Source organism: Acidithiobacillus sp. TH-A36 (genome assembly GCF_057473445.1).
The window spans coordinates 1-11,842 of record NZ_JBYCKP010000145.1 but is presented as its reverse complement, the minus strand read 5'-3'; the positions used below and the strand labels follow the sequence as shown (position 1 = coordinate 11,842).

Sequence of the window (11,842 nt, the reverse complement as noted above, 5' to 3'; positions counted from 1 at the left end):
TTCAGGTGAGTGCCATTGAGAGCAATCCCAACACGGACCCCCATACTTTTGAGGCGAGCCCGTCCGTGGCCAGAGAAATTGCGGCGGCCCAGCTGGTGGTCCGTAACGGCGTGGGTTATGACAGTTGGGCCAAAAAAATTCTGGCGGCTGATCCTAATTCCAAGCGGCAGGTGATTGTGGTTCAGGATCTTTTGCATTTACCCGACAGCACCAAAAACCCGCATCTTTGGTACAAACCGGAAACCATGCCGGCGGTGGTCAAGGCGGTTGCGGCGAGCCTGAGCAAGCTGGATCCTGCCCATGCCGCCTTTTTCAAGGCCAATGTTCAACAGTTTGATGCTTCGCTGAAACCCTGGTATGCCGCCATTGCCAGTTTCAAAGCGAAATATCCCCATACTCCGGTAGCGGTTACCGAACCCGTAGCCGATTACATGTTGCAGGCGGCAGGCTGTGATCTGAAAACCCCCTGGAATCTCCAGGCGGCAATCATGAATGGGACCGATCCGGCCCCCCAGGATGTCAGCATCCAGAATCAGCTTTTCAAAAATCATCAGGTCAAGGTGTTTCTGTATAACCAGCAGGTCACTGACTCCCTGACTGCGTCTTTCCTGAATAATGCCAAGGCGGCACATATTCCGGTTGTGGGCGTTTATGAAACCATGCCAACCGGGTACACTTATCAATCCTGGATGCTCGCAGAAGTGAATGCCCTGCGCGCAGCCGTAGAAAATGGTACCTCTACGACGATGTTGAAATAATATCTTGACCAAGCAGAGTCCGATTCTTGCGGTCGCAGATCTTTCTGTGGATCTGGGCGGCCGCAGTATTTTACGGGATGTCAGTTTTGATCTGTATCCCGGGCAGCTCTGCGCCCTGATTGGTGAAAATGGGGCGGGTAAAACCACCCTGTTACGTACCTTGCTGGGCCTGATTACCCAGCGTGCCGGCACGGTGCTGATCGGTGCTGCGCCAGCTCGGGAACATCGGGAGCTGGTGGGCTATGTTCCCCAGAAAATCAATTTTGATCCGGATCTGCCCTTGCGCACCCGCGATTTGGTGCGTTTGGGGCTGGATGGTCAGCGTTTGGGGCTGCCGTTTTTTAATGGACGAACCCGCCATGTAGTAGATCAGGCCTTGCAAGCCGTGGGTGCGGAGGACTTTGCCGATCAGCGGGTTGGGGAATTATCGGGGGGGCAGCAGCAGCGTGCCGTCATCGCCCACGCTCTGGTGCGTAAGCCGCGTCTGCTGATTCTGGATGAACCTCTGGCAAATCTCGATTTTGGTAGTGCCAATGCACTGGTAGATCTGCTGGGGCGCTTGATCGTCCAGCAGCAAATGACGGTGCTGGTGACTGCCCACGACATGAATCCGCTGATTCCGGTGATGGACCGTCTGGTGTATCTGGTAGACGGGCGCGCTGCCACCGGTACGGTTGCCGAGGTCGTGCAGGCGGAGGTGCTCAGCAAGCTTTACGGTTATCCTGTGTCGGTCCTGCATCATGGCGGGCGGATTCTGGTGCTGCCTGACGCCCCCGAAAATGCCGATGTGGCCAATATGAATCGTTGTGCGGGTCACGGAGCGTGAGCCGATGTTTGCTTTTTTAAGCAGTCAGCCGGTACAGACTGCGCTCATTGTGGGCAGCTGCGCGGCGTTGATCAGTGCCCTGATTGGGGTGTTCACCGTGTTGCGTGGAAATGCCTTTGCCGGTCATGCCCTGGCTGATGTCAGCAGTGCCGGAGGAGCCGCTTCGTTTTTATGGGGTATCAGTCCCTTGCTGGGTTTTCTCGGTATGGCCTGGATTGCTGCATTCGGGATGGAATTTCTGGGGGTCCGCAAGGCGCGGGAAAGAGATTTGGCGACCGGCATTGTGCTGGGTGCCGGCCTGGGGCTTTCTGCTCTGTTTTTATATCTGGATGTCACTACCACCAGTACCACCGGTGCCGCTGTATCGGTGATGTTCGGGTCTTTATTCGCCATTTCGCAAGGCTTGATCTGGCCGGCCATCCTGGCGGTACTGGCGGTGTTTTTGCTGGTCGGCTTGTTTTATCGGCCGCTGATTCTGACAGCGGTGGACCCGGATCTGGCGACTTTGCGGGGTGTTTCCCCACGCTGGATGGGTTTACTACAACTTCTGGTGCTGGGACTGGCCGTTGCAGTTTGCGCTCTGGCGATTGGCGCGGTGCTGGCGACGGCGCTCCTGATCGGTCCTGCCGGAGCGGCGATTCGTCTCAGTCGACGTCCTGCCCAGGCCATTTTCTGGGCGATGATGATTGCCCTGACGGCGGTCTGGTCGGGAATCTGGATGGCCTATGAAAGTTATTACTGGTTTTCAGGTAATGCCTGGCCCGTCAGTTTTTTTGTGGTGGTCCTGATTTTTCTGTTTTATCTGCTGGCTATGTTCGGTTCTTCGTGGCAACACAAATACTTGCGCCGGGGCATCACGTCCCTGCGCCGTCTTCAGGAGCCTTAGCCGTGTTTTCCAGTTTTATGATCAACACCTGGATTGCGGGTACCGCCATTGCCCTGGTAGCCGCACTGGTCGGTTATTTTGTGGTTATTCGCCATTCGGCCTTTGCGGCCCATGCCTTGCCGTTGGGAGCCTTTCCGGGGGCGGCAGCGGCTAATCTGCTCGGAGTGAATCCTTTTGTTGGTCTGCTGGTTTTTGTGGGAATGGGGGTGCTGCTCTTGCGTCAATTGGCCCGTATAGGGCGGCGTGACGTGGGAACCGGACTGCTACTGGTGCTTTTTCTGGGAGTCGGTGCGCTTTTTCTCAGCATGACCAGTGAATACGCCCCTGAGGTATTTTCTCTGCTTTTTGGTGAGATGCTGGGCATCAGCGATGCGGATTTGTGGCCCATACTGGGGATTTGCGCTCTGGTCTCGGTGGTCATGATCACTATTTTTCGCCCCTTGCTGCTGGATTCCAGCTTCCCTGATCTGGCTGCTTTACAGGGGATTTCTGCCGCACGCATGGATCTGATTTTTTTAAGTCTGCTGGCGCTGGTGACGGCTTCAGCCCTGCCAGTCGTCGGTGCCTTTCTGGTGTTTACCTTGTTGGTGGGGCCGCCTGCTGCTGCCCAGTCGCTGAGTATTCACCCGCTGCGCAGTCTGCTCCTGGCGGTAATTTTTGCCGAGAGCAGCATCTGGTCAGCCATTGCGCTGTCCTATTGGACCAACTGGCCCATCGGTTTTTTTGTCGGCATGCTGGGCGCCGGACTTTTTACCCTGGCCCGCAGTTATCGCCACTGGAGTCAGCGAGAACGCCCGGTCGTGCAGGTTTCTGGCTTGTGAATAATGCCCACGCTGAGCAGAACGGCCACCGGACCGAAAGGGAGATAACGCGCGATAAAAATACAAAAAATAACTTATGAAACAACAGTATATGAAATAAAGCGCTAATCGCTAACCACGCAATGAGCGCCATATAAGCCAGAGCGATCATGACGGACAAGGTATATAAAGATCGGGAAGTAATGAGGGGGCTATCGTTATCGGATCTGATCAATGGCTTTCACAATAAAGCGAGTCAGGGACCTTCTGGGAGCCAGTCGTCATCCACTGCTGACGCATGTTGCACGGTTCGTCCGATTCTCAAGGTGCCGTCGGATAAACTCTTTGACATATTTAAAGGATATCTTTAATCAGCATGAATACGGAAAAAATCTCCGCAACCAAGCCTATACCTACAATAAATAAAACATGAATCAGATCACCCAGCAAACGGGAAATATCTATGCGCAAGGTGATAATCGACCAGAAGTCCTCCGCTGCCGAAAAAAACAGCATGAGTACCACCAGTATGGGAATTCCAATAATCGCCAACAGCCAGATCATGATCAGTGCCTCCTCAATGATTACCTTTGGATCATCAACGATATCAGCCTGCGAGACAAGTCAGCGAGTAATAACCAGCGGGGAAGACGCCTCCCCATTCCTTTATCCTGCCGGTATTTGAATGCTATTCTGCTTGATAGCCTGACCTATGTGTCAGAAGCACCAAGCGGACAATTGATTGGATGAGCCTCGCCACTGACCTGCTCCTTGCGCAAACCATTCTGGTCATTCACCTGGCCGTAATAACTTTCAATATTTTTGGTTTGGTGGTTATACCAATCGGAGCATGGCGCGGGTGGCCTTGGGTCAGGATATTCTGGTGGCGCGCATTACACCTTGGCGCACTCTTCGTTGTGGCCATTCAAGCTGTGTTGGGTCGAGCGTGTTTTCTGACCATTTGGCAGAGTCAATTGCAGCAGGCTGCCGGAGAACAAGGGTACCGGCAGCCATTTATTCAGACTTGGATAGATCACCTGCTGTTTTGGAATCTTCCGATCCTCTTTTTCAGCACCATTTATGTTCTGGTATGGATTTATGTGCTTTTTCTCTGGTGGCGAGTACCACCACGCTGGCGCTGATTGAGTGCCTGGTCATCGGTCAGCGCCTGGATCAGGACGTCGAGGATTACCCGAATCAGCATAAAAGCCTGTACTGACATAGTCACCTTTCATCCAGATACTCGGAAATGAACGTATCTCTGACTGGTAGCTGAGAAAGGCTAAAAGCACTCTGGTAGACCTTTATCCTGTTGCTGTACCAGGAGTCGCGTCATTCTTAGGTAAATCTCTTACGGTCATCTGAAGCGCTCCATCCCGATCTAGGTAAAATAAAGATTTAATGAAATCGAGGATCAGTGAATTCTTCATCGTGCTGTACCCGTCTCCTGCCATTGTAGTAGTGTGACTCCACGGATTTTTTTCTCTACAAGACATAAAGCGCTCATAAGGCGCGCATAGGAAACCGATGCCTTCCAAGCTTTTTGTAAATCAGCTATGACTACCGCGTATGACCGTGAAATTCTCCAGTTAGATCCGGTCAAGGATCACTGCCGAATCACCTTTCTGATGGCAACTTGTGCGTATCCTTTTGATATACCGCGTGCGCTTGAACTAGCCCTGTTTCGTACGTATGCGGTACCCCGCATTTCTGGTCTCCTTCGCCACACAGGAGAACTCACTGAACGCACCCGCAAACGTTACGATGATACCGACCTGCTCCTCAGTGAATTGATTGAACACGGCTACGATAGTCCACGAGGGCAGGCTGCCATTGAAAACATCAACCGCCAGCACGCCAGATATACGATTCGCAATGATGACTATCTATATGTATTGTCTACGTTTATTTTTGAACCGATACGATGGATAGCGCGTTTCGGGCACCGCCCCCTGTCAGAAAAAGAACGCTTGGCCTGGTTCCACTTCTGGCGGGCCATAGGCATGCGCATGAACATTCAGGATATTCATGATGAATATGCTCAACTGGAGCAGTTTAATCGTTCCTATGAGGCAGAGCGTTTTCATTATTCCAATTCAAACCGGCATGTTGCAGACAAAACGATAGACTTGCTGCTGGGCTTTTATATGCCGCCCGTACTGTTTCGACTGGGACGGCCTGCCGTTTATGCGCTACTGGATCGCCCCTTACTCAATGCCTTGGGCTTATCTGGACAATCAATCTGGTTGAGCCGGGTGCTCACCCGTGCATTACTTTTGCGAGGAAGAATAGCCAGTGCGCTACCGCTCAGAAACAAACCCGTGATGCGTACGCAATTGCACCGGCCAACCTACCCAGATGGCTATCGCATTGACGATCTTGGTCCAGAAAAACCTATGCAGAAGCGGGATTGAAGGTCTACTTTAAAGACAAGCTCTTGGCCTTTCCTGTCTGCCAGTCGCGATTCTCAATGTTCATGCTCAAAAGACTGACTTGCTGCCGTCGAGTCCTGATGGTCAGCAGCAGACTGGAAGCGGCCATTCATTTTTCGATTCCTCGGTAGTGTGGTAAGCCCATCCTTGAACTGGCGAACTTATTACACAAAAACCACCTGTTCGATTTGGTTTTTTATGATAATCTGAGGAATATAAAGAATTTCGCATGCCTAATGAGACTTTTATGACTGACATCCCCAATTGCCCTGCCTGTGGCTCTGTTTTCACCTATCAAGATGGCGAACTTTTGGTGTGCCCTGAGTGTGCACACGAGTGGAAAGCAAGCCAAGATATAGAACCTCATGAAAATAAAGTCACTCATAAAGATGCTGTTGGGAACATATTGGTGGATGGAAATTCTGTTACCATCATTAAGGATCTTAAGGTGAAAGGAAGCAGTTCGACGCTTAAAATTGGCACCAAGGTACGGAATATTCGCTTAATTGACGAAGATCACAATATCGACTGCAAGATTGACGGATTTGGTCCTATGAAGCTGAAATCTGAATTTGTCAAGAAAACTGAAGCCTGATCCTGATCAGATACGGTCCCCTTACTTTTCAGGATCATCCCACTAGAAGTATTCAACAGGTAAGAAGTTCTATTGGCTGAAATAAGGCTGATGTTGACATTTCAGGTTGTTAGCGCGGTCTGGGTAAACTCCAGTGCCGGTACAGGGCCATCATCCGCAGAACAAAAGTCAGTGATGCGCCAGCCATAGTACTTTCGATGGCGGGTAAATGCATATAATCGCCAACCAGAGTAACCGCTGCTCCTAACAAGGCCGCAGACGCATAGATTTCTGCACGCAACACCACAGGAATCTGGGCGGTTAAAATGTCGCGCACCATGCCGCCGCCAATGCCGCTGATCATCCCCAAAACTGCTGCCATGACCGGAGACAAGCCAAAAGTCAAAGCCTTTTGTGCCCCTGTAGCAGCAAAAACACCGAGGCCGGCAGCATCAAAAAGCAGTACGGGGTGGCGCAAATGATCAAAAAGGTGATGAAAGAAAAATACACCAACACCCACGAGAACTGCTAGGGCCATGATATGCCAGTTGGCGATGGCCTCCGGGGGAATGGCACCGATCAGCAAATCCCGTAAGATCCCCCCTGAAACCGCAGTAACAACGCCCAATACGACAATACCAAAAATATCCATTTGACTGCGCACCCCGCGCATTGCCCCGCTGACGGCAAAGGCGAATATCCCTAATAGGTTGATCAGGTTCAAGAAGAATGTTGTGGTAAAATGACTCAACTGCACGGTCTCCATTTTTTGGTTTTTTTGCGCCAATAGATCGAGCGCCGGGGGATACTATATGGTTAGGTAACCGGGTGGAAGTCATCCATCCTTTGGGGCCTTGGAACAACTGCGCAATGGTATAAATTGCCACGCGGGACCGGTTTTAGTGGAAATACTTTGTGGACGGTAGAGACTTAAGCTGGGGCAGTTATCAACTGATCAAGCTAGTCGACATAGGTCTGTTGGAAGCGCTCTTTGGATCGTTTGTTCGCTTCATGGCGCTTTCCGGTCAGTGCTCAAGCGGCTGCGGGCTACGAGGAAGTAAGCGATACCGGTAGCCAACAGGGCGCCGCTGATCATGGCGTAGAATACGAGATCATCCTGCGGAATGGTTTCCCCTCCGCCTTTCACGGGGATCAAGATCAGTTGTCTTAACAGCGTAATCATGGCGACTTCAAAAAAGACCTCGACATGGAAAATACCACTGCGCATGAAGGTGATTTCGGCGGAAATCAGGGCTGACAGGACCCAAACAATAAAAAGCGTACCTAAGGCGTGGAGAAAGCCAGCTGCCAGTATGTGCTCCCGGAAGGCGTCCACCACATCATGACTGAATTGGATCATGATCAATACGCTGGCAGCCGCCAGGGCGACGGCAATAAACAGGTGAAGGGTATAATTCAGCATTCGTAGAACGCCGTTGAAACCATCATTCAACATCAGGACTCCTTTGGCTGGATGCGTATGCCTGGCGACGCAGGGCATGATAGATGATGACGAGGGAACCCTGCCATTGATTTAGTCTGGCAAATAATAATAAATAAATTATAAATATATAAAAATTAATCAATCTACTGAACTCAGCGAATCCATAAATCCACGATAATGTCGTTTCCAGTATCCCTCGCGAGCTAAGAGCGATGATGAAGTGGTATATTACCGCATAACCGTAGCGGAGCATTACCCTTACACATGGTTACACAAGATCATCTTCCTGATAGGGCAATAAAATCACCAGTTTCATATCCGTATGTGCCGCTGGTAATAAGGTGCTTTGTTCATACACCACGCGCCCATGCACTGGGTGCTGGAATACCCGGCGGCCGCCTTCTCTTTCCACTACATCCTGGGCAGGCCAGAGCCCGGCAAATGTGCGGCTCTGACTTTGCAGTTGGGTGATGATCCGGGCCATTTCGGGATCATCCAGGTGTTTGCCAACATCGGCACGAAACTCGGCGACCAGACGTCGGCAACGGCTTTGCCAATCATCCACAAAGTTTTTGGCGCCGGGGTCGAGGAACAGAAATTTCAGTAAATTGGGAGGCTTTTCCTCAGGAGCCGGGCTGGCTGGTAACCAGCCCGCAAAATGTGCGGCGGCGGCCGTATTCCAAGCAAGCACATTCCAGTAGCGATCCAGAATATAGGCGGGATATTGCAGGATTTTGAGAAGGTGGAGCAGGGTGGGCGCTACGGCAGAAGGGGGAGATTCCAGCTGGGGATCAGCCTTGCCCGCAAGATGAAACAAATGCTGCCGTTCAGCATGGGATAGTTGCAGTACCTTGCTGAGGCGATCCAGCGTGGGCACGGAAGGCTGTATTGGCCGCCCCTGCTCAATCCAGGTGATCCAGGTGCCACTGACTCCCGAGAGCATGGCGAGTTCTTCGCGGCGCAGCCCGGTAGTGCGACGGCGTCCAAGCGCATTCAGGCCAGCCTGCTGCGGTGTTGTTTTTTCGCGGTGGCGACGAATAAACGCCCCCAAGGCCAAGTTGTCTCCGGACATCGATATGATCCATGTAAAGCGCAATCATGGTAGTTAATATACCAGTATATATGCTCATATTGTACCAGTTTGATGGTCTTCGTATGATAAGGGTATATATTTTTTGGAAGACCTAAAACCCATGAGTAATCAGCAAAAACTGGTAGAGAAGCAATTCGGTGTGGCGGCGACGGATTATCTCCATAGCCCGGCACATGCACAGGGCGCAGATTTACAGCGTCTGCGTAGGGAGTTTGCCGAACAGCCCGCCATGCGGGTGCTGGATCTTGGCTGCGGGGCGGGACATGCCAGCTTTACTCTGTCCGAAGTCGTCGGGGAAGTGCTCGCGGTGGATCTTTCCGGCGAAATGCTGCGTGTGGTAGCTGACGAGGCGCAACAGCGTGGATTGTCTAATCTCCACACCGAAAAAAGTATGGCGGAATCATTGCCCTTCGCCGATGCTTATTTTGATGGAGTGGTGACGCGCTTTTCTGCCCATCATTGGGCGGATGTCCCTGCGGCTCTTCGGGAAATGCGGCGTGTACTCCATCCTCAGGGAAAATGTGTCATCATTGACGTGTGTGCACCAGAAAATCCATTACTGGATACTTTTCTGCAGGCGGTCGAAATTTTACGTGACCCTTCCCATGTGCGGGATTACCGGGTTTCAGAATGGCAGGCGATGTTGGCTGCAGCCGGGTGGCAGGTGTCTGATCAGGATACCTGGAAGCTGCCCCTGGATTTTGCCAGTTGGATAAGCCGGATGCGCAGCCCGGAAGAGCGCGTAACAGCGATCAAAAGCGTATGGGCCGGGGCTCCAACCGAGGTCTGTGACCACTTTGCGCTGCAGCCGAATCATGATTTTTCGCTGGATGTGTGCTGGATGACGGCATTGCCCTTATGAACGACATTGGTTAATTTTGGACAGGGATGTTTGAGGAGAAGCTTGTGGCAGCAAAAACGCTTTATGACAAGTTGTGGGAAAGCCATGTGGTGCACACGGAAGTCGATGGTGCCGTATTGCTTTATATTGACCGGCAGTTGCTGCATGAAGTCACCAGCCCCCAGGCCTTTTCGGGTTTGCGCGCGGCGGGGCGCAAAGCCTGGCGGATTGATGCCAATATCGCCACGGCCGACCACAATGTTCCGACCACGGATCGGGCGGCGGGTATTGTCGATCCGACTTCCCGTTTGCAGGTGGATACCCTGGATCAGAACTGTGCGGAATTCGGTATTGAAGAATTCGGCATGCTGGATCCGCGCCAGGGCATTGTGCATGTGATTGCCCCCGAGCAGGGACTCACTCTGCCGGGCATGACCGTGGTGTGTGGCGATTCCCATACGGCGACTCATGGTGCGCTGGGTGCGCTGGCCTTTGGTATTGGCACCACGGAAGTGGAGCATGTGCTGGCGACCCAGTGTCTATGGGCACGCAAATCCAAAAGTATGCGGGTATGGGTGGATGGCGAACTGGGTCGGGGCGTCACCGCCAAGGATATGGTGCTGGCCATTATCGGCAAAATGGGTACGGCGGGCGGTACCGGCTACGCCATCGAATTTGCCGGACCCGCCGTGCAGGCTTTGTCGGTAGAAGGGCGCATGACCTTGTGCAACATGGCCATTGAAGCCGGTGCGCGCTCGGGCATGGTTGGCGTCGATGCCATTACCATTGATTACTTGCGGGGCCGTCCCTACGCCCCGGTCGGCAGAATCTGGGATCAGGCCGTGGCAGCCTGGAGTGAATTGCATTCTGATGCGGATGCCAGCTTTGATGCGGAAATTCGTCTCCATGCAGCGGATATCGCGCCACAGGTCACCTGGGGAACCAGCCCCGAGATGGTCGCAGAAATTGGCGCCACCATTCCTGATCCTGATCGGGAGTCCGATATGGTGCGTCGTAAGGGCTGGACGGACGCTTTGGCCTATATGGATTTACAGGCCAATACCCCACTGTCTGCCATAACGCTCGACAAGGTTTTTATCGGTTCCTGCACCAACGCGCGCATTGAAGATCTGCGTGCTGCTGCTGCCGTAGCCAGAGGGCATCAGAAAGCCGCTTCGGTAAAAGTGGCGATGGTGGTTCCCGGCTCGGGCCTGGTGAAAGCCCAGGCCGAAGCCGAAGGGCTGGATAAGATTTTCAAGGAGGCGGGCTTTGAATGGCGTGAACCGGGTTGTTCCATGTGCCTGGCCATGAACGCCGACCGTCTGGAGCCTGGAGAACGCTGCGCCAGTACCAGTAACCGGAACTTTGAGGGGCGTCAGGGAGCCGGTGGCAGAACCCATCTGGTCAGCCCGGCTATGGCAGCAGCAGCCGCGATTGCCGGACATTTTGTGGATGTACGTGACTGGTCCGCACCATAAAAAGCGCGCCCGCTCCTGGGTGTTGCGCATCGCTCTGGGCTTATGCAGCCTGGGGATGGTGGAAATTGGCATTTTTTCGAGCTTGCGGGGTTGCTCGGCAGAAGTGGCTGCCGTGGAATATCTCGTCAAGCGACAACTGGAGAAATAATGGAAGCTTTTACCGTATTAGAGGCGATTGTCGCCCCCCTGGATCGTCCCAATGTGGACACCGACGCTATCATCCCCAAGCAGTTTCTCAAAACCATTGAGCGACAGGGTCTGGGCAAGCATCTTTTCGATGCCTGGCGCTATCTGGAACAAGACGGCAAACAGGTGGATAACCCGGAATTCATCCTCAATCAGCCGATATATGCAGATGCCCGGATTTTACTGGCCCGGGAAAACTTTGGTTGTGGTTCCAGTCGTGAACATGCTCCCTGGGCGCTGGCGGATTATGGTTTTCGCGCCATCATTGCCCCCAGCTTTGCCGACATCTTTGCAAATAATTGTGTGCAGAACGGGATTTTGTTGATTCGGCTCTCGGCAGATGAAGTAGATCATTTGTTTCATGAAGTGGCGGCCAATCCTGGCTATCGTTTGCGCATTGATCTTCCGGCCCAGGAGGTGCAAACCCTGGGAGATAGTCGCTATTGTTTCCCCATGGATGCCGGACACAAACACAAGTTATTGAATGGTCTGGATGATATTCAATTGACCCTGAAGCATGAAGG

The 11,842-nt window shown here is 52.7% G+C and carries 15 protein-coding genes; 11 read left to right on the top strand and 4 right to left on the bottom strand.

The genetic code is table 11. The annotated features are described in order from the left end of the window. From AC2VLY_RS04035 to AC2VLY_RS04020, 4 genes are all read left to right on the top strand, one after another. Nucleotides 1-758, top strand: a 758-nt coding sequence (locus AC2VLY_RS04035; protein WP_486893119.1) for a metal ABC transporter solute-binding protein, Zn/Mn family, incomplete at its 5' end; no start/stop codon positions are given. 4 nt (nt 759-762) lie between these two features. Further along, nucleotides 763-1,584: a metal ABC transporter ATP-binding protein gene (locus AC2VLY_RS04030; RefSeq protein WP_486893118.1), complete on the top strand. Its 822-nt coding sequence runs from the start codon at nt 763-765 to the stop codon at nt 1,582-1,584. Nucleotides 1,585-1,588: 4 nt separating this feature from the next. Beyond that, a complete protein-coding gene (locus AC2VLY_RS04025; protein WP_486893117.1) occupies nt 1,589-2,470 on the top strand; it encodes a metal ABC transporter permease in 882 nt (293 codons plus the stop codon). Nucleotides 2,471-2,472: 2 nt separating this feature from the next. Beyond that, on the top strand, nt 2,473-3,291 hold the full coding sequence (locus tag AC2VLY_RS04020) for a metal ABC transporter permease (RefSeq protein WP_193650966.1): 819 nt from the start codon (nt 2,473-2,475) through the stop codon (nt 3,289-3,291). A 333-nt stretch (nt 3,292-3,624) separates the two neighbouring features. Here AC2VLY_RS04020 and AC2VLY_RS04015 read toward each other — a convergent pair whose 3' ends face one another. Beyond that, nucleotides 3,625-3,834 carry a hypothetical protein gene (locus AC2VLY_RS04015; RefSeq protein ID WP_193650967.1) on the bottom strand — a complete coding sequence of 70 codons (210 nt, stop codon included), beginning with the start codon at nt 3,832-3,834 and terminating at the stop codon, nt 3,625-3,627. Between the two features lie 182 nt (nt 3,835-4,016). Here AC2VLY_RS04015 and AC2VLY_RS04010 point away from each other — a divergent pair, with 182 nt between their 5' ends. The 3 genes from AC2VLY_RS04010 to AC2VLY_RS04000 all read left to right on the top strand — a co-directional run bounded on the left by AC2VLY_RS04010 (nt 4,017) and on the right by AC2VLY_RS04000 (nt 6,297). Further along, nucleotides 4,017-4,412, top strand: a complete 396-nt coding sequence (locus AC2VLY_RS04010) for a DUF2784 domain-containing protein (protein WP_193650968.1) — start codon at nt 4,017-4,019, stop codon at nt 4,410-4,412. Between the two features lie 414 nt (nt 4,413-4,826). Beyond that, the gene (locus tag AC2VLY_RS04005; RefSeq protein ID WP_193650969.1) at nt 4,827-5,684 is read left to right on the top strand and encodes an oxygenase MpaB family protein; all 858 of its coding nucleotides are present in this window, start codon (nt 4,827-4,829) and stop codon (nt 5,682-5,684) included. A gap of 265 nt (nt 5,685-5,949) precedes the next feature. Next, nucleotides 5,950-6,297, top strand: a complete 348-nt coding sequence (locus AC2VLY_RS04000; RefSeq protein ID WP_193650970.1) for a zinc ribbon domain-containing protein YjdM — start codon at nt 5,950-5,952, stop codon at nt 6,295-6,297. A 109-nt stretch (nt 6,298-6,406) separates the two neighbouring features. Here AC2VLY_RS04000 and AC2VLY_RS03995 read toward each other — a convergent pair whose 3' ends face one another. The 3 genes from AC2VLY_RS03995 to AC2VLY_RS03985 form a co-directional block, all read right to left on the bottom strand. Next, the gene (locus AC2VLY_RS03995) at nt 6,407-7,033 is read right to left on the bottom strand and encodes a trimeric intracellular cation channel family protein (protein WP_319803362.1); all 627 of its coding nucleotides are present in this window, start codon (nt 7,031-7,033) and stop codon (nt 6,407-6,409) included. 252 nt (nt 7,034-7,285) lie between these two features. After that, a complete protein-coding gene (locus tag AC2VLY_RS03990; protein ID WP_193650971.1) occupies nt 7,286-7,732 on the bottom strand; it encodes a phosphate-starvation-inducible PsiE family protein in 447 nt (148 codons plus the stop codon). 256 nt (nt 7,733-7,988) lie between these two features. Continuing rightward, nucleotides 7,989-8,792: a helix-turn-helix transcriptional regulator gene (locus AC2VLY_RS03985; protein WP_193650972.1), complete on the bottom strand. Its 804-nt coding sequence runs from the start codon at nt 8,790-8,792 to the stop codon at nt 7,989-7,991. A gap of 121 nt (nt 8,793-8,913) precedes the next feature. Here AC2VLY_RS03985 and AC2VLY_RS03980 point away from each other — a divergent pair, with 121 nt between their 5' ends. The 4 genes from AC2VLY_RS03980 to leuD all read left to right on the top strand — a co-directional run. Beyond that, nucleotides 8,914-9,675: a class I SAM-dependent methyltransferase gene (locus AC2VLY_RS03980; RefSeq protein WP_193650973.1), complete on the top strand. Its 762-nt coding sequence runs from the start codon at nt 8,914-8,916 to the stop codon at nt 9,673-9,675. A gap of 44 nt (nt 9,676-9,719) precedes the next feature. Next, on the top strand, nt 9,720-11,132 hold the full coding sequence (gene leuC, locus AC2VLY_RS03975; RefSeq protein WP_193650974.1) for a 3-isopropylmalate dehydratase large subunit: 1,413 nt from the start codon (nt 9,720-9,722) through the stop codon (nt 11,130-11,132). Then, nucleotides 11,107-11,280, top strand: coding sequence for a hypothetical protein (locus AC2VLY_RS03970; RefSeq protein ID WP_193658090.1), 174 nt, complete (start codon nt 11,107-11,109; stop codon nt 11,278-11,280). The genes leuC and AC2VLY_RS03970 overlap by 26 nt, the downstream gene beginning before the upstream one ends. Beyond that, the coding region (gene leuD, locus AC2VLY_RS03965; protein ID WP_486892043.1) for a 3-isopropylmalate dehydratase small subunit at nt 11,280-11,842 on the top strand (563 nt) is incomplete at its 3' end. The genes AC2VLY_RS03970 and leuD, both read left to right, overlap by 1 nt.